This window comes from Glaciecola sp. G7-5 (assembly GCF_055808975.1).
This window is the reverse complement of sequence record NZ_CM147892.1, coordinates 3,514,177-3,538,894: the sequence shown is the minus strand read 5'-3', so window position 1 is coordinate 3,538,894 and position 24,718 is coordinate 3,514,177. Positions and strand designations below refer to the sequence as shown.

The 24,718-nt window shown below is 40.5% G+C and carries 22 protein-coding genes and 2 pseudogenes; 16 read left to right on the top strand and 8 right to left on the bottom strand.

Features of this window, described 5'->3' with window-relative positions:
* Positions 1–46: 46 nt before the first annotated feature.
* From AC0L6H_RS15565 to AC0L6H_RS15550, 4 genes and pseudogenes are all read left to right on the top strand, one after another.
* Positions 47–979, top strand: a complete 933-nt coding sequence (locus AC0L6H_RS15565) for a kinase (protein ID WP_473390033.1) — start codon at positions 47–49, stop codon at positions 977–979.
* Complete coding sequence (locus AC0L6H_RS15560; RefSeq protein ID WP_473390031.1) at positions 979–1,803, top strand: HAD-IIB family hydrolase; 825 nt, start codon at positions 979–981, stop codon at positions 1,801–1,803. The genes AC0L6H_RS15565 and AC0L6H_RS15560 overlap by 1 nt, the downstream gene beginning before the upstream one ends.
* 15 nt (positions 1,804–1,818) lie before the next feature.
* A pseudogene (locus tag AC0L6H_RS15555) lies at positions 1,819–3,041 on the top strand (glycosyltransferase family protein).
* Positions 3,042–3,048: 7 nt separating this feature from the next.
* A complete protein-coding gene (locus AC0L6H_RS15550) occupies positions 3,049–4,824 on the top strand; it encodes an alpha-amylase family glycosyl hydrolase (RefSeq protein WP_473390030.1) in 1,776 nt (591 codons plus the stop codon).
* A gap of 81 nt (positions 4,825–4,905) precedes the next feature.
* Here the strand turns inward: AC0L6H_RS15550 and AC0L6H_RS15545 are convergent, their stop codons facing one another.
* Together AC0L6H_RS15545 and AC0L6H_RS15540 are read right to left on the bottom strand one after the other, a co-directional pair.
* Positions 4,906–5,733 carry a DUF2189 domain-containing protein gene (locus tag AC0L6H_RS15545; protein WP_473390029.1) on the bottom strand — a complete coding sequence of 276 codons (828 nt, stop codon included), beginning with the start codon at positions 5,731–5,733 and terminating at the stop codon, positions 4,906–4,908.
* A 149-nt stretch (positions 5,734–5,882) separates the two neighbouring features.
* The gene (locus tag AC0L6H_RS15540) at positions 5,883–6,413 is read right to left on the bottom strand and encodes a hypothetical protein (RefSeq protein WP_473390028.1); all 531 of its coding nucleotides are present in this window, start codon (positions 6,411–6,413) and stop codon (positions 5,883–5,885) included.
* Between the two features lie 188 nt (positions 6,414–6,601).
* Here AC0L6H_RS15540 and AC0L6H_RS15535 point away from each other — a divergent pair, with 188 nt between their 5' ends.
* The 6 genes from AC0L6H_RS15535 (at position 6,602) to AC0L6H_RS15510 (ending at position 14,282) form a co-directional block, all read left to right on the top strand.
* A complete protein-coding gene (locus AC0L6H_RS15535; RefSeq protein WP_473390026.1) occupies positions 6,602–7,819 on the top strand; it encodes a pyridoxal phosphate-dependent aminotransferase in 1,218 nt (405 codons plus the stop codon).
* 298 nt (positions 7,820–8,117) lie between these two features.
* Entirely contained in the window at positions 8,118–10,637 is a 2,520-nt protein-coding gene (locus AC0L6H_RS15530) for a CheR family methyltransferase (protein WP_473390025.1), read from the top strand.
* Between the two features lie 8 nt (positions 10,638–10,645).
* Positions 10,646–11,971: an anti-phage deoxyguanosine triphosphatase gene (locus AC0L6H_RS15525; protein ID WP_473390024.1), complete on the top strand. Its 1,326-nt coding sequence runs from the start codon at positions 10,646–10,648 to the stop codon at positions 11,969–11,971.
* Positions 11,972–12,097: 126 nt separating this feature from the next.
* Positions 12,098–13,099 (top strand): protein-methionine-sulfoxide reductase catalytic subunit MsrP, encoded by a 1,002-nt coding sequence (gene msrP, locus AC0L6H_RS15520; protein WP_473390022.1) that lies wholly within the window; start codon positions 12,098–12,100, stop codon positions 13,097–13,099.
* Positions 13,100–13,105: 6 nt separating this feature from the next.
* The gene (locus AC0L6H_RS15515; RefSeq protein ID WP_473390021.1) at positions 13,106–13,732 is read left to right on the top strand and encodes a protein-methionine-sulfoxide reductase heme-binding subunit MsrQ; all 627 of its coding nucleotides are present in this window, start codon (positions 13,106–13,108) and stop codon (positions 13,730–13,732) included.
* 178 nt (positions 13,733–13,910) lie between these two features.
* Positions 13,911–14,282, top strand: coding sequence for a hypothetical protein (locus tag AC0L6H_RS15510; RefSeq protein ID WP_473390020.1), 372 nt, complete (start codon positions 13,911–13,913; stop codon positions 14,280–14,282).
* 110 nt (positions 14,283–14,392) lie between these two features.
* Here the strand turns inward: AC0L6H_RS15510 and AC0L6H_RS15505 are convergent, their stop codons facing one another.
* The 5 genes from AC0L6H_RS15505 to AC0L6H_RS15485 form a co-directional block, all read right to left on the bottom strand.
* Positions 14,393–15,133, bottom strand: a complete 741-nt coding sequence (locus tag AC0L6H_RS15505; RefSeq protein WP_473390018.1) for a glucosaminidase domain-containing protein — start codon at positions 15,131–15,133, stop codon at positions 14,393–14,395.
* A gap of 165 nt (positions 15,134–15,298) precedes the next feature.
* Entirely contained in the window at positions 15,299–15,994 is a 696-nt protein-coding gene (locus AC0L6H_RS15500; RefSeq protein WP_473390017.1) for a hypothetical protein, read from the bottom strand.
* A gap of 3 nt (positions 15,995–15,997) precedes the next feature.
* Positions 15,998–17,236 carry a tyrosine-type recombinase/integrase gene (locus AC0L6H_RS15495; protein WP_473390015.1) on the bottom strand — a complete coding sequence of 413 codons (1,239 nt, stop codon included), beginning with the start codon at positions 17,234–17,236 and terminating at the stop codon, positions 15,998–16,000.
* 193 nt (positions 17,237–17,429) lie between these two features.
* Entirely contained in the window at positions 17,430–18,740 is a 1,311-nt protein-coding gene (locus AC0L6H_RS15490) for an APC family permease (RefSeq protein ID WP_473390014.1), read from the bottom strand.
* A gap of 63 nt (positions 18,741–18,803) precedes the next feature.
* Positions 18,804–19,259, bottom strand: coding sequence for a hypothetical protein (locus AC0L6H_RS15485; RefSeq protein ID WP_208805455.1), 456 nt, complete (start codon positions 19,257–19,259; stop codon positions 18,804–18,806).
* 212 nt (positions 19,260–19,471) lie between these two features.
* On the opposite strand from AC0L6H_RS15485, the gene AC0L6H_RS15480 reads away from it, so the two are divergent.
* The 6 genes and pseudogenes from AC0L6H_RS15480 to AC0L6H_RS15455 all read left to right on the top strand — a co-directional run bounded on the left by AC0L6H_RS15480 (position 19,472) and on the right by AC0L6H_RS15455 (position 23,838).
* A complete protein-coding gene (locus AC0L6H_RS15480) occupies positions 19,472–21,310 on the top strand; it encodes a copper resistance system multicopper oxidase (protein ID WP_473390012.1) in 1,839 nt (612 codons plus the stop codon).
* Between the two features lie 9 nt (positions 21,311–21,319).
* Positions 21,320–21,700, top strand: coding sequence for a copper resistance protein B (locus AC0L6H_RS15475; protein WP_473390011.1), 381 nt, complete (start codon positions 21,320–21,322; stop codon positions 21,698–21,700).
* Position 21,701: 1 nt separating this feature from the next.
* Complete coding sequence (locus AC0L6H_RS15470; RefSeq protein ID WP_473390009.1) at positions 21,702–22,085, top strand: copper resistance protein B; 384 nt, start codon at positions 21,702–21,704, stop codon at positions 22,083–22,085.
* Positions 22,086–22,106: 21 nt separating this feature from the next.
* A complete protein-coding gene (locus tag AC0L6H_RS15465) occupies positions 22,107–22,520 on the top strand; it encodes a two pore domain potassium channel family protein (RefSeq protein ID WP_411694626.1) in 414 nt (137 codons plus the stop codon).
* A gap of 36 nt (positions 22,521–22,556) precedes the next feature.
* Positions 22,557–23,065 (top strand): annotated as a pseudogene (locus tag AC0L6H_RS15460) (DUF305 domain-containing protein).
* A gap of 35 nt (positions 23,066–23,100) precedes the next feature.
* Positions 23,101–23,838: a MauE/DoxX family redox-associated membrane protein gene (locus AC0L6H_RS15455; RefSeq protein WP_473390007.1), complete on the top strand. Its 738-nt coding sequence runs from the start codon at positions 23,101–23,103 to the stop codon at positions 23,836–23,838.
* A gap of 412 nt (positions 23,839–24,250) precedes the next feature.
* Here the strand turns inward: AC0L6H_RS15455 and cadR are convergent, their stop codons facing one another.
* Positions 24,251–24,640 carry a Cd(II)/Pb(II)-responsive transcriptional regulator gene (gene cadR, locus AC0L6H_RS15450; protein ID WP_411694623.1) on the bottom strand — a complete coding sequence of 130 codons (390 nt, stop codon included), beginning with the start codon at positions 24,638–24,640 and terminating at the stop codon, positions 24,251–24,253.
* Positions 24,641–24,718: the final 78 nt, after the last annotated feature.

Sequence of the window (24,718 nt, the reverse complement as noted above, 5' to 3'; positions counted from 1 at the left end):
TTTACTTTGAGTATGGGCTTACTATTATTATTTTGAAGAGGTAGATGTGACTGCACATAAAGCACTAAATGCTGAGCTACAGAGCATAATCGATGAATTTTTGCTTGAGCAAAATTTGCCACTTGAATATAAAGAAGTTGCACAACGTTGGTTCATCCCTTTAGCCAATAAGATTATAGAGCACCAAGTTAGTGCAAATAAAACAATCATAGTCGGTATTAATGGATGCCAAGGATCGGGCAAATCCACATTGACGAATCTTCTTTTATGTTTACTCAACAAAGCGTTTGATACGCCAAGCATTGGCTTTTCAATCGATGACTTTTATTTATCGAAACAGGCCAGACAGGCGCTCGCCTCAAATATTCATCCCCTGTTTGCGACGCGAGGCGTTCCCGGGACGCATGACATTTCGCTCCTTGAAGACGTATTGAAAAAACTAGTTGAAGGCGAACAATGCAGGATACCGAGTTTTGACAAGTCAATTGATGATGTCAAAAGTATCGGTGATTGGCAAAAAACGACAGTGAAACCAAAAGTCATCATTCTAGAAGGTTGGTGTGTTGGACTGCAAAGCCAAGTTAGTTCGGCATTGATCAAACCGGTCAATAAGCTTGAAGAAGTTGAGGACAGTAGTGGTATTTGGCGACAATATGTCAATGACGTATTGTCCATTGATTATGCTCGAGTGTTTTCTGCCATCGACTATTTGGTGATGTTAAAGGCGCCTTCATTTGACCAAGTGTATGCTTGGCGATGTGAACAAGAGCATAAATTAGCAGAACGAATCAAGCAGAACAGCAAACTAGACGCCTCATCGACTCCACCCGTTGCGTTAATGTCAGATAGTGAGATTTATCAGTTTATTCAGTATTATCAACGTTTAACCGAACATTCACTGAAAACGATGCCAGCAAAGTGTGATGTTGTGTTTACTTTAGATGCTAAACGCGCAATACAGTCTGGTCGGTACACGTAATGACAAATAAACAAATACTTATTTTTAGTGACTTTGATGGTACTCTGCTTGATCACTATAGCTATAGTTTTGATGCGGCAAAACCTTGCATAGAAAGGTTTAAAGCACAAAATATCCCCATTATGGCAAACACAAGTAAAACTTTTGCAGAGGTCAAAAAGCTACTTTGTAAAATGGAGCTTGATACACCGCTAATTGTAGAAAATGGTGCAGCCCTTTATATACCAGAGAATTTTTTGCCCCATCAACCCAAAGGGACTGTGTTCCAAGATGGTTATTGGCTTAAGTGTTTTGCGCAAGAACGAGAGCATTGGCAGCTACTCATCAATAAATTAAGGCCGACTCACCAAGGCGAATTTAAAAGTTTTTCTGATATGTCCATAAAAGACATTGCGAGCGTAACCGGACTCGATGAAAAAAGCGCAGAGTTAGCCTCACAGCGACAGTTTGGGGAGCCTTTACTATGGCTTGGAACTGCACTAGAACAGCAACAGTTTATTAATAGCGCCAGAAAACTTGGTGCAAAACCGCTTATTGGCGGTCGTTTTTTACATATTTGTGGTGATAGTAATAAAGGTAAAGCGCTACTATGGCTGCAAAACGAATATAAACGGCAACATCCCGATACCAAGGTATGCAGCATCGCCTTAGGAGACGGTGGAAACGATATAGATATGCTAGAAGTGGCGGACATAGCAGTAAGAATTGCGTCGCCTGTCCATGCTCCCCCCAAACTTGAACGTACGCAAGAAGTTTATACAAGTGTGGCTACAGGACCACAAGGGTGGCGCGAAATTATGGACCAACTCATTCCTGCTACATAAACCAAAGGAATATAAATGGCTGATTTTTATCAAAATGGTATAGTAACTACGCTTCATAACTTGGAGAACAGGCCGGTTGAGGCATTAGAAAAAGAACTCGTTGAGTTTGCAAAACACAGACCGATGGGACTGATTTTACCTAGCTTATTCTCAGAACTAGAAGGTAAGGCCTTTCCTGCAACAATTGAACACATTAAAAAAGTCCCCTATTTAGATCAAATTGTTGTTGGCTTAGACAGAGCTTCTGAGTCTCAGTTTAAATATGCGCTTGAATTTTTTCAGGTTTGCCACAACACTATCGCGTGTTATGGAATGATGGTCCACGACTCAAAGCCCTAGATGAAGAATTACAAAGTTTAGGCTTAGCCCCTAAAGAGTTAGGTAAAGGCCGCAATGTTTGGTATTGCATGGGTTATGTGCTCGCATCAAATAAGGTAGAAAGCGTTGCCTTGCACGATTGTGACATTCTGACATACGACCGCTCTCTTTTAGCCAGACTTATCTACCCGGTAGCTAATCCACAATTTAATTATGAATTCTGTAAAGGTTTTTACGCTCGTGTCGCTGATGGCAAAATTAATGGTCGCGTATCTAGGTTACTTGTAACTCCGCTGCTAAGAGCGCTAAAGCATACTCTTGGAGCCAATGAGTACTTAGAGTTTATGGACAGTTTTCGTTATCCCTTAGCGGGTGAGTTTTCATTCAGACGTGACGTACTAAATGACATAAGGATACCCAGTGATTGGGGCTTGGAGATTGGTGTGTTGTCTGAAATGCATAGGAACTATTCTCACAATCGTTTATGTCAATCTGATATAGCGCATACCTATGACCACAAACATCAAGATCTATCTTTGAATAATGACCAAGGTGGTTTGTCTAAAATGTCGATAGACATCACCAAAGCATTATTTAGAAAACTCGCTACACAGGGAACCATTTTTAGTAATGAGACTTTTCGCACGATTAAAGCAACCTATTTTAGAATTGCCTTGGATTTTGTAGAAACCTATCACAATGATGCGATTATGAATGGTTTAAAACTTGATATTCACTCTGAAGAAAAAGCAGTCGAACTATTTGCTCAGAATATTATGAAAGCAGGAATATCTTTCCTTGAAAATCCTATGGACACTCCTTTTATTCCCAGTTGGAACCGTGTTGTTAGCGCAAAACCTGATGTGCTTGAGTGTTTAAAATCTGCAGTTGAAGAAGATTTCAACGAGTTTTCGAGGTAGCAAAAAAATGGACAAGTTGAGCGCAGTTACAGAAAAAGTACGCCATCATCTAGATATTATTTATCAAGATATTCCTCTCGTTGGAGATATCGACGACGTCACGAAAAGCTTACTAAATAGTATGCGAATTGCACATGAGGAAGATATACATACACCGCTAGTACATACAAATTTGTGGTCGGAAAAAGATATTGTGCTTATTACCTATGGTGATTCGATAATAGAGCCCAGTGCTGAACTAGCCGAAGGTATGAAAAAACCACCTTTACAAACACTGCACCATTTTTTATCTAAATATTGTTCTAGTGCCATTAATCATGTTCATATACTCCCTTTTTTCCCTTACAGTTCTGATGATGGTTTTTCTGTTATTGACTACTCAACGGTAAATCAATCATTAGGAAATTGGGATGATGTATTCAATATTTCGGAAGATTTTGGACTTATGGTTGATTTAGTTGTAAATCACTGTAGTGCGCGTAGTGTATGGTTTGAGAATTTCATTAAGCAACAATCGCCGGGCAAAGATTTTTTCTTTGTGATTGACCCGACTGTTGACACGTCACTAGTTACCCGCCCTCGCACAAGTGACTTATTGCGACCAACTGAAACCATTACTGGTACACAACATGTTTGGTGCACCTTTAGTCACGACCAAGTTGATTTTGATTTTCGTAATCCCGAGGTTTTACTCGCATTTATAGATATTATTCGTTTGTATTTAGACAAAGGAACCCGCATTTTTCGATTGGATGCGATTGCGTTTTTATGGAAGGAGTATGCGACTAATTGTATTAATCTTCCGCAAACTCATGAAGTTGTCAGGTTAATGCGCACACTTATTGAGCATGCATCACCAAACACATTACTTATTACCGAAACAAACATTCCCAATAAAGAAAACTTAACCTATTTAGGTAATGCTAACGAAGCTCACGGTATATATAATTTTTCCTTACCGCCTTTATTACTTAACACTTTAGTTAGTGGTGACTGCAGTTACTTAAAAAACTGGCTGATGAGTATGCCACCTGCGCAAAACGGTACCTTTTATTTCAATTTTATAGCCTCACATGATGGTATAGGTTTGCGTCCTGCAGAAGGCTTACTCAGTGATGATGAAATAGCCAGTTTGGTAGATTGCATGCAGAAATTCGGTGGCAAAATATCATGGCGAACAGGGACTGAAGGTATTCAAAAGCCTTATGAAATAAACATCGCCCTAATAGATGCTTTACAAGGTGATATGAATGGTCCTGATGAATTTCAACTTGAACGATTTTTATGCGCTCATACCATCATGTTAGGTCTTGAAGGTATTCCTGGGGTGTATATTCATTCATTATTGGGAACGACGAACGATTATGAAAAGGTTATCAATACTGGCCAAAATCGCTCCATAAATCGACATAGATGGCAATATGAGAGTCTCGTCCAAGAGCTTGATAATGCGAATTCATTGCATCATCAAGTCTTGACTCAGATGACTCAACTCATTGCAATCCGCAATACACAAGCCGCATTTCATCCAAACGCAACGCAATTCACCTTGCAACTTGGACCACAGGTATTCGGCTATTGGCGTCAAAGCCTCGACCGTAAACAAAGTATATTTTGTATCTCAAACATCTCTAAAGAATCTCAAGTTATTCGTTTATCTGACATCAATTTAATTGGTACCGATGAGTGGCTTGACTTGCTTTCACAGACCCCACTGCATTCACAGCATTTGGATATTACATTAGCACCTTACGAGAGTGCGTGGATTAGTAACCGCTTTTAAAAGAGTCAGCAGTATTTGTCACTGCTTATAAAAACAAAAAAAAGCGCCTTTAGGCGCTTTTTTTATAATGGCTTGTCAACCTTATACGAATTTACGATCCCGCTTAGTTTGAATTGTTTCTATGTATCCATGCCAAGTTGCATAGCCTAAAATAGGCATAATCACAATAAAGGCAGCAAAGAAGGTAACAAATCCTAAAAACACTGAGAACAAAATTACGCAACCCCAAATGAACATGGCCATTCTGTTGCGCCACACAGCATTCATGCTCGTTAGCACAGCCGTTGCTAAATCCACCTTTCGTTCCAACAAAATAGGTTGCGTAAAGGCACTTATGAAAAAGACTAGCGCAGAGAAACCGGCGCCTACTATCGTACCTAAAATCAAAAACGGCCATATATTAGCGAAGGTCGGATCTAAGTAAGACGGGTATAATGCATGTATCAAACTAGCTACGCGTAACCAAAATATCATCAAAACCATGAGCGTGATACCAAAAGCCCATTCGTTTACTGCATTTCTCGACATAGCTTTTAAAGAATGACGCAATGAAGGTTTATTCTTTTTTTCGAACTGCCATGACACGTCGTACAAACCTGCAGCCAGGTAAGGTCCAAGTAACATAAAGCAAATCATCGCTGGAAAAATAATGAGGTAAAGTTCAGATGCTTGTATGAGTAAGGTAATACCAATAGGTATGAGGGTAAAAATTATGCCGTAAAAAATACTGATGACTTTTGCATTTTTAAAGTCGTTAATTGCCAGAGCAATCCATTTAAAACAAGCAAATTTATCGATAGTTGCGGCGGGTATTACACGTGCTATACCACTATTTTCAATAGCGTTTTCTTCTAATGTTTCAACGTTAGTATCATCAACTTGTTCAACTTTTTCAACGTTTTGAGACATGCATATCTCCCTAAGAGTATCTTACTACTTGATTGGTAGGTAATGAATATTGGATATATACAACTTAGCTACATCACCGATTTTAAGCTCAAGCTTAGAGCTTCTCAATACCTATACTATGCAAGTTGTCTAATTAGGTCAAAAGAAACTCAACGAAAATTGATTTCAGTCAAGTTCCAACGAATCGACCTTGCAAAAAAATCATATAGGAAGGAATTTAGATCACTAAAGCTGGTCACGTCGACATCCCTACTGGCAAGTAGTTCTGCAACAAATTTATGACAATTTTGCCTGAGTAGATGATAGTCGACACTGGTATACAACAGCATTTGAGCCCGCTTTACCGCATCGGTATCGAATAAAGGCTGGTTATCTGCGTCACATGCTACATAAATTTGACTACCGCTTCTGTCACCAATAAAACGTGTTGGTGATATACATCTGACTAAACCACTGCCTGCAAGTTCGTAAATGTTGCCGTCAACCCAAATACCGGTATGGTCCAATACGCCATAAATACCGCACGTAACAATACTACCATTGACCGGTGCGATCACATGTTGACTCTCGCCTGGCATCGCATCAACAATTCTTTTTCGTTTCAAATAAGCAGTGTTTGCTTGATTTGCGCTATACAAACCAAGCGCAGCGGCACCAAGCCAAATTAAGGGAGCTGGCATTCGACATCCTTTTATTAGTAATTACAGAGTATAACGCAAAATAAAAAGTACAAAAATCACTAAAATGTATCAAAACTTTACTTAACACAAGCAAGGCATTGGTTTACTCTTAGCATATTGAAAAATATGACATTAAGCGAGCTGCTTAGTTTCTTAAATAGTGGTCGTAAGAAGGCGTTAATAACCCGATGCAAAACATTAAACAGTCAAAAAAACTAGAGAACGTCTGCTATGACATTAGAGGTCCTATTTTGGCTGAAGCCAATCGTATGGAAGAAGCCGGAGACCGAATCTTAAAACTAAATATTGGTAATCCTGCCCCTTTCGGTTTTGAAGCACCTGACGACATTTTGAAAGATGTTATTCGTCAATTACCTAACGCGCAGGGCTACTCAGATGCCCAAGGTATCTATAGCGCCAGAGTCGCTGTAATGCAGTATTATCAGCAAAAAGGGATTGAAAACATTAAGATCCAAGATGTCTATTTAGGCAATGGTGTTAGCGAACTAATCACTATGTCAATGCAGGCACTTTTAGACAGTGGTGATGAGGTATTAATTCCAGCTCCTGATTATCCTTTATGGACAGCTGCAGTAAACTTATCCTCTGGCAATGCCGTGCACTACAGATGCGATGAGCAAGCTAATTGGTTTCCAGACATACAGGACATTAGCGCTAAAATAAGCCCGCGAACCAAGGCGATTGTGCTTATCAATCCCAACAATCCTACCGGAGCGGTATATTCTACAGAGCTTTTACTTCAAATTGTTGAACTAGCACGCAAACATCAACTTATTATTTTTAGCGACGAAATTTACGACAAAGTGCTATACGATCAAAGCCAGCATAATTGTATTGCCGCCCTCGCCCCTGATTTGTTTTGTGTAACCTTTAGTGGTCTATCTAAAAACTATCGCGTTGCAGGTTTTCGCGCTGGCTGGTTATTGGTTAGTGGTAACAAAGCAATTGCGACAAGCTACATAGAAGGTTTAACTATTCTTTCATCAATGCGAATGTGTTCAAACGTCCCTAGTCAAAATGCTATTCAGACGGCTTTAGGCGGGTATCAAAGCATCAATGATTTGGTCAATGGAAATGGCAGATTAGTATCACAGCGCAACGTTGCGGTTAACGGACTTAACGCAATTCCAGGTATATCTTGTGTGAATCCTAAAGGTGCTATGTATTGCTTTGCTAAAGTCGATGCTAAGAAATTTAATATTAGTAGTGATGTGAATTTGATTTTAGACCTATTAAAAGAGAAAAAAATACTGCTGGTGCATGGAAGTGCATTTAACTTGACTGATGGTTGTTATTTTCGTTTGGTTTTTTTACCGCATAAAGAAGTATTACAACCGGCATTGTCTGATATGTATGATTTCTTTGAAGGATATAAACAAAAATAAATGGTCTATATTTTCCTGCAGTAGCAAGGAGTTTGACAGCGCTATAACTCTTTTTGATATAGCAATACTTGCGATAAGAAGTCCTGTTACTATACTTTTGTATAGCTAATATTGCTTGTTTATACAAGTACTTAACTTAGGGCTTGTCAGTTTTGCTTAAATTCTATATGGTCCGTCAGAGTATTTAAATTATGCAGTAAATATATACCTTAGCTAAAGCGAAAAACAAACGTAAAAACGTTTTCAATATATGACTGTGGGAATACCGTTTAACAACCCAAAGTCAAAGGAAGAATACATGACCGACGTAGTAAACGAAAAATCCCCCTCTCACTTACCGACTCACGTAGTTGCTATTGGTGTTTCAGCTGGAGGTTTAGAAGCACTTGAAAGCTTTTTCAATGCAGTAGATGACGACTTAGGCTGTGCCTACATTGTAATCCAACATTTGTCCCCTGACTTCAAAAGTATGATGGACCAGTTGCTTGCTAAATACACAAAAATGGATATTGTTCAGGCGGAAAATGGTCAAAAAATACTTCCAAACAAAGTCTTTTTGGTACCTGCTGGTAAGCTATTACGCATCATAGATGGCGTCATTGTCCTCGCTGAATTACCCAAAGAAAATAGAATAAGCTTGCCAATCAATGCGATCTTCACCCACTTGGCAAAAGACGCTGAAATTGGACTTATAGGCATTATTTTATCGGGTACAGGTTCTGACGGCTGTCGCGGTATCGTTGCCATGAAAGAAATGGGGGCATTGGTCATTGCCCAAGATCCTGCCGAAGCACAATTTAATGGTATGCCTCAAAACGCTATTGGGACCGGCGCTGTGGACTTTGTCCTGTTAACCCACGAAATGCCACAATACATTAAAAATTATGTTTCTCACCCATTGGCAAGCGCAGAATCAGAAACCTTTAAATATCATTTATCGCAAAACACGGATGTTCTACGAAAAATATTGATCCTCATTCAAGACAAAACTGGCTTGGATTTCAAGGCCTACAAAGAATCAACGGTTTCTAGGCGCATTAAACATCGTATTAGCATCAACAATATGGTTTCTTTGAGTGATTATTGGGAATATATACAAGGCAACGCCGAAGAAATTGAATTAGTAAAGCAAGATTTATTGATAGGGGTAACTCGCTTCTTCCGCGATACTGAAACGTGGGAAAAGCTAAAAAAAGAAGTGGTTATTCCGCTCGTGAAAAGTGCCGAAAATGGCAAGGCTATTAGGGTTTGGTGTGCAGGTTGTTCTACCGGTGAAGAGCCTTATTCCTTGGCAATCTTATTTGATGTGGTGTGTAAAGAGTTAAATTTGGTGCGTGAGATTAAGGTATTTGCCAGTGATATAGACCAAATATCAATTAATTACGCAGGCAATGGCATTTATCCTTCGAGCATTCAAGATGAATTGCCCAGCGAATATCTAGCGCAATATTTTAATCAACTTCCCGATGGTGATTATCAAGTCGCTAAAGAGCTGAGAACCCAAGTGGTTTTCGCAATTCACAATATGATTGAAGATCCACCTTTCTCGAACATGGACTTGGTAAGTTGTAGAAATGCACTTATTTACTTTCAGCAACCAGCACAACAAAAAGCGATGGCATTTTTCCATTTCGCCCTTGTTAAAAATGGCTTCTTAGTCCTTGGTAGTTCAGAGTCACCAGGAAAATTCTCTAACTATTTCCCTGCTGTAGATTCTAGCAACCGTATTTACCAAAAAAGAAGTGATGTGCGCATACCTATGGCTCAAATGTCTGGGTCGGGGCTTCGCCGCAGCGGATATGAGCTTAAAACTATTCCGCAATTTGTGGATCGAATAAATCGAAAAATGGTTAAGCCTAAATCTAAAACGGTGGGGCTTGAGCATCTTCAAGAAGCGTACTTGCCGCCCACATTCGTACTCAATCCAAAATTGCAGGTGGTTTATTCCTACGGTGATACATCGCTGTTCACCGAGAAATTACGCCCAGGCGAAGTAACCAACGACGTCTCTGAAATTGTGCGTTCTGAAATTGTGAGTAGTGTATTGTCGGCAGCCCACGAGGTTATTCGTGAGGGCAATAAAGTACTCATGCGAAGTATTCTAAAAGAAGACAATGTACATTATACGATTAGTTGCTTTTCGTTTGTGGATAACGAATCAGCAGAAAAATACATTGCATTGAGCTTTATACGAGACACCGCCATCGAATACTCGGATGATGCAGACGTAAATGTTTACAGTCCCGATGAACAAACACAGCAACGTATCATAGAGTTAGAAACCGCTTATGTTGAATGTCAGCGGATGTATCGTGAAGCCCTAGATGACTTAGATTCAACCAGCGAAGAACTACAAACCTCTAATGAAGAGTTAATGGCGGCGAATGAAGAGCTGCAATCTACCAACGAAGAATTGCAGTCAGTAAACGAAGAACTTTATACGGTTAACTCAGAATATCAACAAAAAATTGTTGAATTAACTGAAACCAATAATGATTTAGAGAACTTATTGAATGCCACCGACCTTGCTGTGCTTTTCCTTGATGGTGAACTGAATATTAGACGTTACACCCGCCCTATCCGCAATTTTATCAATATTATGGATTTTGATCTAAACCGTCCATTTCATGACCTGTCGTTAAAGTTCAAAATGGATGATATTCACGCTATAGTAGATAAAGTAAATACGGTGGGGAAATCTCATTACAGTGTGATTGAATTTAAGGATACTAAGGGAATAGAAATATCAATTAGTCCTTATTCTATTGGTAAGGACAATCAGGGTGTTGTAATTTCAATGCGCGAAAAAAACGGTTGATGTATTAAATGGATATTAAGCTTGGATTAGCAAGAATTGGAGACCGCGTCGCGAAACGCGACGGTGATCACCGCAGTGCCTATCAACGCGACAAAGCACGCATTATGCATAGCGCTGCATTTCGGCGCTTACAAGCAAAAACCCAAGTAATGGGTGTGGGCATAAGTGACTTTTATCGTACGCGCCTAACCCATTCACTTGAAGCTGCGCAAATTGGGACAGGAATAGCCGCCCAATTAAGCCAAAAGTATCCCACATTAGCAAAGCAACTTGATATAGATGAACACCTCATCGAAACCATATGCTTAGCCCATGATATTGGTCATCCGCCTTTTGGGCACGGTGGCGAAATTGCTCTGCACTATATGATGAGTGACAATGGCGGCTTTGAAGGCAATGGACAAACCTTTAGAATATTAACAAAACTAGAAGCCTACACCGAAAACGATGGCATGAATTTAGCCAGACGAAGCTTACTTGGGGTTATCAAATACCCTAATTTTATGTCAGTGTTAACAAATCCATTGTGCGTAGGAAACAAGAGCGACCGTTTTTCAAGTGTACGCGCAAGTGATTGGCATCCTCCCAAGTCTTTGTTTGATTGTGACAGAGAAGTTTTCGATTGGGTTTTATCTCCCTTGTCGCTTAGTGATAAAACCCAATTCATGACCTACGAAAGCTTTGAAAACAAGCATGCTAAAACCCTGCATAAGTCATTTGACTGTTCAATTATGGAGCTGGCAGATGATATTGCTTACGCAATCCATGATTTAGAAGACGCGATAGTAATGAATTCAGTCAGCTTAGCCAGTTTTCATGGAGAAGTCACAGAAGCGATTATTGGCTTAGATGTGCCTTGGTTGTCTGAAAATATGACATCTTTGGAAGATGCGCTTTTCAGCGATAAGCCTTATCGGCGAAAAAACGCAATTGGCGCTTTGGTAAACTGTTTTATTACCGCTATTTTTATTGATAAAAAGAATATATTCGAAGCTGACCTGCTCGATTATGAAGCTTGTTTACCCGAAGAGTTTGAGCGCGGCCTTAACCTTTTTAAATATTATGTGTTCAAGCACGTTATTAAAAAACCTGACATTCAGTTAATTGAATATAAAGGTCAACAAATTGTGATGTCACTTTTTGAAGTTTTTGCCAGTGATCCGTTAAGACTATTACCAAGCAATACAGGTCAAAGATGGCTACTAGCAGAAGACGAAAACGCAAAACTTCGTATTATTGCGGATTATATCTCAGGTATGACAGATGAGTTTGCAAATAGAATTTACTCTACCCTTTTCTTGCCCAAAGTTAATGGAGCTGGAGAAAACCGCTAAGGATATTTGTTCCAACAATGCTTTCACGATCGTTTTGTTTGATGCTACAAAACTGGTCTAAATTGCTCATGTGGCGTAATAATTATCATAGTTTCCCGGTCATATAAAAAAACAAAGGCCTTTAGTATGCTAATTAAGTCAACAAAATCTTCTCAAACATCTGAAAACCAAGTGACTGACGAAGCGGTTTACCACTCGCGTCGTCATCTTTTAAAGAAGCTTGGCTTTATTGGTGCCTCGGGCTTATTGAGTGCATCGGCAAGTGCCGGTCCGCTAGATTGGTTCAAGTCAGAAGAAAAGATATTTGAACAACGTGGCCTAGACTATCAAAAGCAAAGTACGTCAGAGGCACTAACGCAAACGCCAGAATCTATTGCTACTAGCTACAATAACTTTTATGAGTTTGGCACAGGTAAATCCGATCCTAAAAAGCATGCTCAAGAATTCGTGGTTGATCCATGGAAGTTACAAATCAATGGCTTGGTAGAAAACCCTATCACCTTGGACTACGATGATTTGTTTTCTCGTTTCCAATTAGAAGAACGAATATACCGTTTACGTTGCGTAGAAGCTTGGTCTATGGTCGTTCCTTGGATTGGTTTTGAGTTAGGTAAAATTATCGCTCAAGCGAAGCCTTTAAGCAACGCAAAATATGTTGCCTTTGCTACGATTGAAGCGCCAGAGCAAATGCGCGGTCAACGCAGCCGCTTTGTAGGTGGAGGTGTAGACTATCCCTATGTAGAAGGCCTGCGCTTAGACGAAGCGATGCATCCTTTAAGCTTTTTAAGTGTTGGCATGTATGGAAAGACCTTGCCGCCACAAAATGGTGCTCCAATCAGGTTGGTAACGCCATGGAAATATGGTTTTAAAAGTATTAAATCATTAGTCTCTATTACCCTCACAGACAAACAGCCTCCTACCAGCTGGAACATTCTGATCCCGAGTGAATACGGATTTTATGCAAATGTAAATCCTAAAGTAGATCACCCACGTTGGTCTCAAGCGAGAGAACGAAGAATAATGGGCAGTAGTGTGTTTGACCAAAATAGGATTGATACAAAAATGTTTAATGGTTATGACGAAGTCGCCTCTTTGTATTCGAATATGGACTTAAGAAAATACTATTAGATAACTATGTTGAAATCTGCCTTAGTTGACCGACCGATAAGAGTAAACACCAAGTATATTTTTACTACTCGCCTCCTAATCCATGCAACTTCGCTTTTGTGGTTGAGTTATACCCTGTTTCTCGGCTTTACAGGAGGGCTTGTAGGTGACCCTGTACAACATTTACTAGACTTCACAGGCATAGGTACTCTCAATCTCTTGCTTTTGTCCTTGTGCGTTAGTCCAGCGGCCAAATCACTTAAATTTGCCCAACTTATAGGCCTAAGAAAAACCCTCGGTGTCTATAGCGCGGTGTATGCCTTGGCTCATTTTTCTGTCTTTATTGCTTTTGAATTGCAGTTTGAGTGGGCGCTCATTGCGAGTGAAATAATTGAAAGGCCTTACATTACTGTTGGTTTTGCTGCGCTTCTAATACTAAGTGCGCTGCTGCTGACTTCATTAGAAGCAGTAAAACGAAAAATGGGAAAATCATGGGGACGATTGCATCGATGGGTCTATATCGCCTTGGTGCTTGGCCTATTGCATTTTCTTTGGTCAATCAAAGCAAACGAGTTACAGCCCTATATTTACATTGTGCTCGGCTTAATTTTACTTGTATTGAGAAAGCAAAAAATTAAAAACTTCTTTAAATAGTTATTGCAATTTATCTTATACAGTACTACTGTATATCCATACACTGTATAAACGTACTGTATATAAAGCTACTGCGTATACAGCTACTACCTATACAACTACTGTGGAAACAATGAGAGCGCAGTCTAATAAACTAATCAGCGAATAACGCTCAGCAATGATTTATAAGGGTTTGAATATGAATACAAGTTTTACTCCTACTACACATAACGCCATGAGTAATCATGCTGGCATCATTCATTTCCCTATTTCAACTCGCGTTCAGCCATCTACGAGGGGCGGTTGGATTTGCAATATCAGTAAACAATATGTGTTCTCGCAACAACACCATGAGTATTTGCAAATACAATCTTCGTGTCAACATTCTCAATTCGATTTAATCTGTAAGTTACTTGAGGCTGATACCTGCCGAGTCATATATTTTGATGAGCAACTAAGCCCCGAGCAATTAGCACATTTGCGAAATACACACTACGCTAGCCGTGCAGAACTAATACATGCAAAACTCGCCTTCCTTTTTGCTAAAGACGTAACAACTATTTCAGCTTAATGAATGATAAAGTGTCAATGGGTAAATTGACACTTTACAAGGAAAAGCTTAACCGTTCAGCCCGACCTTTTCACATTGAGTAGTCTGGCTAAGCTTCTGATTGGATTAAATTATAAAGATGGCGAGTCGTACTGAGTCAACTTGTTGAAACGAATCATTTGACGCAATTCCACACCATATTCTTCGCCTCTTTCAGAATATTTGTTCAGGCCATGGCTAAGCTCAATACCTGTTACTTGTTCATTTTTCGCTTTCAGAGTATGACGGATTTTTCGTAGTGGCTTATAAGCATCATGGCCATTCAAGTTAAGCATGTAACTTTTAACAGACTCAGCGGCTGATTTAAATTCAGCCACCTCATGCGCTTTACCTTTGTCACGGCTGTTTGGCACAATGCCACAGCCTACTTCAAAGCACCATTGCCCAAAAAAATTGTTGCCTTCTTGAGCAAAGCGGGACGTGCCCCAAGCACTTTCGTTGGCTGCCTGTGCTAACGCTAATGAGGCAGGCACTACATCTGCGCGTCGCATTAACACGGCGCAAAGTGATTCCGCTTCAATATCGGTCTTATCAACCCGATACTTTATCGCTAGGTCAGACAACTGAGTGTTTGCTTTGCTGTCAGCTTGGCAGACCTCACTGATTTTGCTGCGATCAGCCCTTATCTCGCGATTAACGTCATCTATAATAGGTTTAAAATGCGCAAAAAATGCTGCTTTTCGCTCCGGTCCTGCAGGATACTGTTTAAAATCAGGAGGCGCTACCCGACTAAAAAACGTAAACCATATTGCAATACCAATAATGATGGCAGCAATAACAGAGACTATTCTAAAATTTTTTGTATTTATCATCGTGTTTCCGTAAAGCTTGATTAATGTATATTCATAGACGTTAATACGCCATATAGATCAGTGTTGTGGATTTGATGAAAAATTATCATGCAGGTTTGGCTGAACTACCGTTTAGGTCACTAATTTTCGATAATTTCGCCTAAGCCTCTAATTCATATGCCGAAATTATTTGATTTTACTATTTTCAGCTAACGTTACCGCTACTGTTATTGCCGAGTAGAATTTCATCAGAATTACGAAGCCCTTGGGCCTACTGTCATGAATTTTATAAGAGAACACTTCTGGATTTTGGCCATAACTTTCTGTATCAAATAAAAATGCACTTACTCGCTCAATAGTATCATCAGTAATTGCATTAATTTCTTCCGAATTTTTAGAGCTTAGATCACGTAATTCATTGCTCATGACAAGTGCTGGTCCTTCCCATTTAGTTTGAGTGTGATGGTAATATAAGCCTCGTGCTATATGTGATAACACGTTATCAAAACGTTTTAGGTCGATTGAATACGCGGCGGTATGTTCTACTTTTCCATCTGGATGTTTCAGTATTACACGTTGATAATTATCTAAAAAGTTCGAATACGTGTCAGGACGCCTTTCAATTGCCCGCATAATCTTCGTGTTAAACAGTTGCTCCTTTATGTCGTTTCCGTGAAAGCAGGTAGATAGACAAAATACTAAATATTCATCGTCTCTACTTTTATTATTATTGTGTTCCTCACAAGATGGCACCGTTATTAGTTCTTTGCGTAGGCTGAATTCCCCAAGCAAATCCTTCTGTTTGGGAAAGATGGCTTTTGGTGGTATGTGCTCTTTCGTCGTTGCTAAAGCGTCGCACATGTAACATGTATTGGATCCCATTAGCTACTCGACTTTTCTATCTTTACCAGATGAAGCACGTTTTTTTCGTTCAACCTGAACATAAACTGTATCGGTAGTTGCACTGCTTGAGTGTCCCAAATCTTCAGACAGGTCTTTCAGGGGACGATCTCTTTCAATTTCCATACTGGCACCAGTGTGACGCAGATAATGTGTCGTCGCTTCACTTAGTTTCTGTGCAGCTTCTAACCCTTTTTCTGACTTCATTTTGTCAAATGCTGCATCAAATACCTGCTGTACAAGCCTACTTATCTGTCGACTCGTTAACCCACCACGGCCTCTAACTTTCTCTACCAATAAGGTTTGCTCACCCTTTGATGGTAGCGAAGAAAGACCACGCCACTCACGATATCGCTTCAAGTAACTTAAATAACTTTGCGGTACGGTAATATCGCGTATTTTCTTGCCTTTTCCATAGACTTTAAACCACCAATTATTATCTTCATCCGTCCAAAAATGGCTCATTACGGGTATCCAGTCTTGTCTTTCTGAAAGTTCAGATAGCCGAAGAAACAAGGTTTTCATTGTAGATATAATGAATAAATTTCGTTCAAAAAGGGCGTCTGTATCCGCTAATTCAACAGCGGTATCGAGCAAATATTGCCACTGGTGCTCTGTTAGTCGGCTGATAGTTTTTACCTGGCTATCTTTTATCATGTGCTTGCAATCACGCTTCGCTAATGGGATGGGATTACCAAAGCAAATTTCCTCATCTATCAGGTGTCGGTAAAATGAACTAAGCGCAACAAATGTTGATTCTAGGGTCTGTAGAGACGGTTTGTATTTTTTGGGGTCGAGTACTCTGTCTTTATCATATTTTGGCGGCGTTTGCCTAAATGGTGTCCAGTTAAGGTTTGAAGCAAAAAATCCGTTGTTTACGCTAAATCTGTCATGTAACTGAGTGCTTATCCATTTAACAGGCGGCGCGACACAAAAATCAATGTAGCGCAAAATATCAGCTTTGCGTAAATCGTCAACAGGCTGCATATTAACCATAAACACCCACAGTAAAAACTTTTCGATGTCGTTTCGAAAACGTACGTACGTGTGTTCAGATTTGTTTCGACCAATATAAAGCAGATAATCTTTTGCCCAGTGCCAGTGTTGCTTCATCCATTTAGGTTGATTCTCTAAGTATTCAGACAGCTGCGGATAGTCGCTAAGAGTCAACTCAGTCAGTTCAGCATAGGTTGGAAACAAAGGTGTGGGTTTAGTCGTGGCCAAAGCGTGAGCAATCTTGAGTTAGTGTATCTACAATATAACTTGCCGCCTAGCCAATGTCCAATACTGAACAGTATCAGACATAGCGATACATATCAGGAGTATAACTACCCCCCTGGAAAATCAGTTTTAATTACACATTCTATTCCAGTACTTTTTAATCTTGATGTTCTCTATTAATGAGCATCATCTTAAATTATGAATCTGTTCGAAACTTGCTTAAGTATAACTTCTCAGCCCCTACAATGAGCACTAAGCCAATTATCGCAGTCCAGATCACCAATATATCAGAGGATGCCTTTATCCAAATAAATGCCCCTAGCACCACGATATCCAATGCTATTGCACTTAACACGATTACAGCACTTGCGTTAACTTCTTTACGCAAGTGCTTAAACACGCCCCAATGTATTGCTATGTCCATGAGCAAATAAAAGATTGCGCCTAACGATGCAATCCGGCTCAAATCAAAGAAAATTGTTAGTAACATGGCGATTACCACAGTGTATACAACTGTGTGCTGTTGCACGCTGCCGGGCATGCCAAAGTGACTGTGCGGGACTAGTTTCATATCAGTCAACATCGCTAGCATGCGTGAAACGGCAAACACACTTGCAATAACACCCGACACTGTAGCAACAATAGCAAAGCCTACCGTGATCCAAAGGCCACTTCTTCCGAATGCTGGCTTTGACGCTTCAGCTAGCGCGTAGTCTTTTGCAACCACAATTTCATCTATCGATAAATTAGTTCCAACCGCTACTGCTACCAACATGTAGATTATAAAGCAGATGAATATTGAAATGATAATGGCTCGACCCACATTTTTCTTTGGATCAACAATCTCGCCTCCGCTATTAGTAATAGTAGTGAAGCCTTTGAAAGCCAAAATAGCCAACGCCACGGAGCCTATAAAGTTACTAACGCTCGTATCAGCAGGCACAACAAAAGTGCTAGTAAAACCCGCATCAGCAACGTAAATACCCCCGCCCGCTAACACCAGCAACCCCACTGCTTTGGCTATTCCCATGATAAAAGACGTCGTCTGAATAATTTTGTTTCCAAGTACATTAATCAAGAACGCGGCAATTAGTAAAGCAACACCAAGAGCAGGTACCATCCATCTCTCTGGCTCGATGTCAAAAGGTTGCAGAGCATAGTTGCCAAAGGTTCGCGCAACTAAACTTTGATTAATAACCATAGAAAAGTACATCAATAAGGCACAACATGCGGTTATTGTGCCCTTCCCGTACGCTTTTTCTAAAAACATAGCAATACCGCCTGCCGAAGGGAAAGCGTTAGATAGCTTAACGTAGGAATACGCGCTCGCTGAAGATATGATGGCAGCAGCCAAAAAAGCAAAGGGGAACCACTCGCGAGCTAGTTCAGCTACTTGCCCGGTCAGTGCGAAAATGCCCGCGCCTATCATTACGCCAGTACCCATTGCTATTGCGCCGGCTAAGCTCAAACTGCCTTTGTCATAATTTGAATGTTCGTGTTCGGCCATTATTAACGTCCTTGATTATCATGTTGTACGGAGTACGAGGCATCATTTGTCCGTAAAGCGAAGCTACATATCTTGAAAACGATTCAAGCCTTGTGCCATTAATATTATTTCTTGATTTTCAAGCTTCAATAAGTTGCTTAGAAGCTCTATATGATGAGGAATAATGGCCTGCTCTTTTAAGTATGAGTATAGGTCTATTACCTGTTGATGCTGGTCAAGCACGTTAGCAACAATTTCAGATTCCGTTTTATTCTCAAAATCACCGTCACAATGGTCGTGTAGGAAAATTGGGTTTTTCTCCAAATATTCTATAAACAAGGTTTCCAATTCACTAAACTTAGCGTTATCGGAAAACGCTTTAACCAAAGCCGCAAGATGCTGTTCGTGAGCGAGCAAGTATTGCATTGCCATTTTTGTACGCTCTGAGTGACTCGGCGCGCAATGTTTCAGACATGTCGCCAATTGCTCATGGAATTTTACAGTCCAGTGCAGTATGTCGCGCATACTTTCTATCTTCATAAATATCCTTAAGTTCTGAAGGCTAACTAATGATTCTGCCAGCCATATTAATTTAAACGATGCAGATACAAACTTCATAACAGGCAGATTACCGTTGCATTACATCTTTGTCAGATAGCGGCTTTTATTGGGTGCTTTTCTTTTATTTAGCGGGATTTACGATAATGTAAAAGTCAGATATAAGTCCGGTAGATATTAATGTGAGGTTGTAAATGAATAACACAAAACAAAATCAGCGGCGCACATTTCTAAGAAATGCCGTGTACACCGCTGGCGGTTTAGCATTAACTAGTCGAATGTCAGCGCCATGGGCTATGCCTCAGGGCTATACTAAAGAAAGCATAAATGAAAATAATTTGGCAATGAATTTTGGTAACAGCGTCGTTAGTGGCGAGGTCATCGATTTAACGATTGCAAAACAAGCCAAACATATTGCAGGCGGTACTTCTCAGCCTATTACTATAAACGGCACGTCACCGGGCCCATTATTACGTTTGAAAGAGGGCCAAAATGTCACCATTAATGTGACCAATCAACTCAACGATAGCACGTCCATACATTGGCATGGCTTTATTTTACCTTACACGATGGACGGTGTGCCGGGAGTCGCATTTCCTGGGATAGCGCCAAACTCGACGTTTCGATACCAATTTGATGTTGAGCAAAACGGTACTTATTGGTATCACAGCCACTCAGGCTTGCAAGAGCAACTCGGCCATTTGGGGCCAGTCATTATAGATCCGAAAGATGGTGACATTGGTGCCGACAGAGAACACGTCATTTTGCTTAGCGATTGGACTTTCGAAAACCCACATGATGTATTCAGACATTTAAAAGTCGCTGAAGGTTATTACAACTATCAACAAAGAACCATTGAGGACACCGTAAACGACATCAAAAAACGCGGCTTCATAAATACGCTAAAAGAGAGAGCGATGTGGGCTGATATGCGCATGAACCCACGAGATATTTTAGACGTTACCGCCTCAACGTACACTTACCTCATGAACGGGCGGGACGCCTCAACAAACTGGACGGCTTTGTACAAACCAAACGAAAGCGTGCGGCTAAGACTAATCAACGGTTCTGCTATGACCTACTTTGATTTCAGGATCCCTGGATTAGAGATGGTTGTCGTTGCTGCAGACGGTCAGCCAGTAAAACCGGTTACTGTCGAAGAAATTCGCATTGCCGTTGCTGAAACCTACGACGTAATTGTGAGACCCAAAGGAGCCACAACCTACACGCTTTATGCTGAAAGTATGGATAGAAGTGGTTATGTTCGCGGTACATTAGCGACTGATTTGGGCGTTCAAGCATCTGTTCCTGAACTTCGCCAAATGCCAGAGCGCGGAATGGCAGCGATGGGAATGGGAGATATGTCTTCCATGGATAGCATGCCAAATATGGATGAGAACGGCTCAACAAAATCCATGAGCAAGCATTCAGATAGGTCAAAAATGAATGATATGGGCGATTCAGAAATGATGAATATGCCGCAACGTAAAAAACCACTGCCCATAGACAGCATTGACATCAAACACGATTCTTCGGGTCATGGCGTTGGGGCATCAATGATTGCAAGCAATCCGACCAGCCGTTTAGATGAGCCCGGCATTGGACTAGAAGACGTTCAGCATAAGGTTTTATTATATAGCGATTTAGTAGGTGCTGAACCATGGCCAGATGAGCGCGAACCAACTCAGACTATTGAGCTGCATTTAACCGGCAACATGGAGCGTTACATGTGGTCGTTCGATGGTCTTAAATTTAGCGAAGTGAAAGAACCTGTACACTTTAGATACGGTGAACGAATACGGCTTATTTTGGTAAACGACTCTATGATGAATCATCCTATCCATTTACACGGTATGTGGATGGAGCTGGAGAATGGCAATTATCCACCGCCAAGAAAACACACCATCAGCTTAAAGCCCAGTGAAAAAGTATCGCTACTCATTAGCGCAGATGCACCCGGAAATTGGGCATTCCATTGCCATCTGCTGTATCACATGGATGCAGGTATGTTCAGAATTGTGTCGGTATCTTAGGAGATGACTATGAAGAATGTAAATACTATTATTTTATCTCTTGCAGCGACTAGCATGACTGCCCTACTTGCAGGTGCACATGCTCAAGAAACACCACCATCTGATTGGCCAGAGCCTGTTGTTGATTATTACACTGGTACGATACTGTTTGACCGTTTCGAATATACCCGCACCGATGAAGATGAAAATATTGGGGTATGGGATATGGTTGGCTGGTACGGTGGTGACACATATCGCCTTTATTTCAAAAGTGAAGGTGAAAACAAACAAAATGATGGTGAGCCAACAGACATTGAACGAGCAGAGATACTCGCTAGTAAATTAATTGCGCCCTACTGGGAGTTGCAAGCAGGATTAGGAACTCGAGGAACATTAACAAGCAGAATCTAATATGGAGAATTATGCGGTAATAAGCCTTTACGGCCTGGCACCCTACCAATTTGAAATGGATAACTCGTTAATGATAAATGAAGATGGCGACATCAGTTTTGCAATGGAAGCAGAATATGAAGTAAGAGTCACACAAACCTCATATCTTCAGCCTCGTTTAGCAATTAGCGCCTCCCTATCGGAGTCTGAACGGTTTGATCGCCAATCAGGCTTCAATTCAATTCGATTAGGGCTTCGCTACCGTTACGAATTCTCGCGAGAGTTTGCCCCTTATGTGGGTATGTATTGGAGCAAATCGTTGGGCAACACCGCCGATGTTGCAGAGCTCGCCGGTGAACCGATAAGCGAAACTGGACTTGTTCTGGGTGCGCGTTTTTGGTTTTAAGAGGATAGAGAAGACAATAAAATGGAAGTTATACTTCAGCTTTTGATTGCTTTTGTAACCATCGGTTTAGCTACGGGCAGCCACTATTTTTGGCTGCAACAACTCAGAGCGTGGATGGACAACACCAGACTGTCGCCGCTTTTAACTCTACTAGGCGTCGTGTATGGAATAACTATTAGTCAGTTAACTGCGGCGCTGTTGTTTGCAATTAGCTTTAGAGTTTCCATTACGCTCGGGCTAGGTGATTTTGATGGAGAAGCCGTTGCCACCTTTGTCGACATCTTTTATTTCTCGCTAATCAATCTCACCACACTGGGAATGGCTCCAATTGAGCCATTACGGCATCTATATCTTCTTGCAGGCATTGAAGCCATGACAGGTTTCTTGCTTGTAAGCTGTTCTGCATCATTAATTTTTAAAACAATGAATAAGTAATAAAATAGGACCTAATAGGACCTAATAGGACCTAATATGACCAAGTACACTAAATTTTTTGCAATGATTTTCACCTCAACCGCAGCAATGCTGCTAATGATGTATTTTAACACCTTTGCGTTTGACCACGTTTTCTTTAGTGAAACTCGTTTATATATGGCGATATATATGGGCGCAATGATGGCGATTATTATGTTGCTATTTATGTTGAACATGTATGAAAAAAAGCAAAAAATACAATGATATTATTGGGTGGTGCAGTGGTTTTTGTCATATCCTTATTCTTGGTTCGCTCTCAAACGACAGTTGCAGACTCCTCGTGGATGAAAGCCATGATACCGCACCACTCTATCGCCATATTAACCAGCGGCAGAGCAAACATCGAAGACCCTCGCGTTAAGAAATTGGCAAACGAGATCATCAGTGCGCAAGAGCGCGAAATTAAAGAAATGAAATGGTTGCTTGAGGATATAGAAAAAAATGGTATTGCGACATCAGCCGATGACGCCTCTAAAAGAGCTGTCCCAGCATTTAGTGGACAATAATCAATAGTTAACTAGATTGATATAAGGACGATAAGATGAAAAAAACAGCAACGCTTTATCGAATGCACACCAGTGAGCATATTTGCCCTTATGGGTTACGCTCAAAAGACCTTCTCGAAAGAAAAGGCTTTGAAGTAGAAGACCATAAATTGAAGTCGCGAGAAGAAACTGACGAGTTTAAGAAAAAAAATAATGTTGAAACGACACCTCAAACTTTCATCGACGACAATAAAATTGGCGGTTATGACGATTTGAGAGATTATTTTGGCATGGAGCCGGCAGGTCAAACCGGCACAACCTATACGCCCGTACTAGCCATTTTTGCAGTCGCCTTTTTAATGAGCTTAGCCACAAGTTTTGCATACACCTCCGGCGTTAACTTAATAAATGTCGTTGAGTTGTTCGTTGCCTATAGTATGACCATATTGGCCATTCAAAAATTGCGCGACCTATACACCTTTTCAAATTCATTTATTACCTATGATTTGTTAGCCATGCGCAACATCAGATATGCCTATGTCTATCCGTTTGCGGAGGCGTTCGCCGGTATTGGCATGCTAGCGTCGATATCTGGATTTATTGTAGGACCTGTGTCCCTTTTCATTGGAACGGTGGGCGCAATATCAGTATTTAAAGCAGTGTATATCGATAAACGAGAGCTCAAGTGCGCGTGCGTTGGTGGAGATAGCGATGTTCCGCTTGGGTTTGTTTCGCTCACGGAAAATCTGTTCATGATCGGAGCTGGGGCGTGGATGTTGTGCTCAGCTGTTTGAAAGTTAACCTCACTGACGTAGAGTATCGAAATAGATAGTCGATGCTCTACTTTTTAAGTAATACAGATGTCGAAGGTAATAATGTTTGATATTTCTTGATTTTTTTTGATCTTTTTGAGAAGCAATATGTTCTAAGTTCGACTACTACTGATGACACAACGCGACTTCTATCTTGTCTATTTACAAATACGTATTTAATGCAAGGAGCGGGCTTTTCGGCCTCAATATGGCTGAATTACAGCAGAAAGCGAACGTTGAGAAGTCATCATCAAATAGCTTCATTGGGCAGAAAGATACATATATTGTTATAGAACATAGTCAAAATTTAGCCAAAAAAGTTCTGTTCCCTTTTTCACATAGCGACTTTTAAAGCATCATCATATTTACTCAGGGCGCAAATTTTACCGAAATACTAATCCTCTAATAGTTGCAACACTCCGCATTCTTTCACCTTATTATTGTCATTGCAGGCCTCAACCATTTCCGCAAGGGTGGACTTCAACTCATTAAGTTCAGCTATTTTCTGGGATACCTCAACCATGTGGTCGAGTATCAAATTGTTGATGCTTGCGCAGCTCGTTTCAGGACTCTCTTTAGTTTCCAATAGCTGTGTAATTTCCGCCAAGGTCAAGTCAAGTGAGCGGCACTGACGTATGAAGCGCAACCGGCTCAATGATGATGCATCATAAAGCCGGTAATTACTATCTGTTCGCTGACAAGGACTAATGAGTTTTTCTCGCTCATAAAAGCGGATGGTTTGAATTGAACAGCCGCTCTTTTTTGATAATTCGCCTATTTTCATAAAAAACGCTTTTCGTTAATTGACTCTATAGTGGGTATAGACTTTATACTAGTTTCATTAAGTATGAAAGAGGACTGT

What these genes read in the sequence shown, in the direction of transcription:
- AC0L6H_RS15560 (WP_473390031.1), top strand. Translation starts at nt 979, where the DNA reads ATGACAAATAAACAAATACTTATTTTTAGTGACTTTGATGGTACTCTG.
- AC0L6H_RS15550 (WP_473390030.1), top strand. Translation starts at nt 3,049, where the DNA reads ATGGACAAGTTGAGCGCAGTTACAGAAAAAGTACGCCATCATCTAGAT.
- AC0L6H_RS15545 (WP_473390029.1), bottom strand. Translation starts at nt 5,733, where the DNA reads ATGTCTCAAAACGTTGAAAAAGTTGAACAAGTTGATGATACTAACGTT.
- AC0L6H_RS15540 (WP_473390028.1), bottom strand. Translation starts at nt 6,413, where the DNA reads ATGCCAGCTCCCTTAATTTGGCTTGGTGCCGCTGCGCTTGGTTTGTAT.
- AC0L6H_RS15535 (WP_473390026.1), top strand. Translation starts at nt 6,602, where the DNA reads ATGCAAAACATTAAACAGTCAAAAAAACTAGAGAACGTCTGCTATGAC.
- AC0L6H_RS15530 (WP_473390025.1), top strand. Translation starts at nt 8,118, where the DNA reads ATGACCGACGTAGTAAACGAAAAATCCCCCTCTCACTTACCGACTCAC.
- AC0L6H_RS15525 (WP_473390024.1), top strand. Translation starts at nt 10,646, where the DNA reads ATGGATATTAAGCTTGGATTAGCAAGAATTGGAGACCGCGTCGCGAAA.
- msrP (WP_473390022.1), top strand. Translation starts at nt 12,098, where the DNA reads ATGCTAATTAAGTCAACAAAATCTTCTCAAACATCTGAAAACCAAGTG.
- AC0L6H_RS15515 (WP_473390021.1), top strand. Translation starts at nt 13,106, where the DNA reads ATGTTGAAATCTGCCTTAGTTGACCGACCGATAAGAGTAAACACCAAG.
- AC0L6H_RS15510 (WP_473390020.1), top strand. Translation starts at nt 13,911, where the DNA reads ATGAATACAAGTTTTACTCCTACTACACATAACGCCATGAGTAATCAT.
- AC0L6H_RS15505 (WP_473390018.1), bottom strand. Translation starts at nt 15,133, where the DNA reads ATGATAAATACAAAAAATTTTAGAATAGTCTCTGTTATTGCTGCCATC.
- AC0L6H_RS15500 (WP_473390017.1), bottom strand. Translation starts at nt 15,994, where the DNA reads ATGGGATCCAATACATGTTACATGTGCGACGCTTTAGCAACGACGAAA.
- AC0L6H_RS15490 (WP_473390014.1), bottom strand. Translation starts at nt 18,740, where the DNA reads ATGGCCGAACACGAACATTCAAATTATGACAAAGGCAGTTTGAGCTTA.
- AC0L6H_RS15485 (WP_208805455.1), bottom strand. Translation starts at nt 19,259, where the DNA reads ATGAAGATAGAAAGTATGCGCGACATACTGCACTGGACTGTAAAATTC.
- AC0L6H_RS15480 (WP_473390012.1), top strand. Translation starts at nt 19,472, where the DNA reads ATGAATAACACAAAACAAAATCAGCGGCGCACATTTCTAAGAAATGCC.
- AC0L6H_RS15475 (WP_473390011.1), top strand. Translation starts at nt 21,320, where the DNA reads ATGAAGAATGTAAATACTATTATTTTATCTCTTGCAGCGACTAGCATG.
- AC0L6H_RS15470 (WP_473390009.1), top strand. Translation starts at nt 21,702, where the DNA reads ATGGAGAATTATGCGGTAATAAGCCTTTACGGCCTGGCACCCTACCAA.
- AC0L6H_RS15465 (WP_411694626.1), top strand. Translation starts at nt 22,107, where the DNA reads ATGGAAGTTATACTTCAGCTTTTGATTGCTTTTGTAACCATCGGTTTA.
- AC0L6H_RS15455 (WP_473390007.1), top strand. Translation starts at nt 23,101, where the DNA reads ATGAAAAAAACAGCAACGCTTTATCGAATGCACACCAGTGAGCATATT.
- cadR (WP_411694623.1), bottom strand. Translation starts at nt 24,640, where the DNA reads ATGAAAATAGGCGAATTATCAAAAAAGAGCGGCTGTTCAATTCAAACC.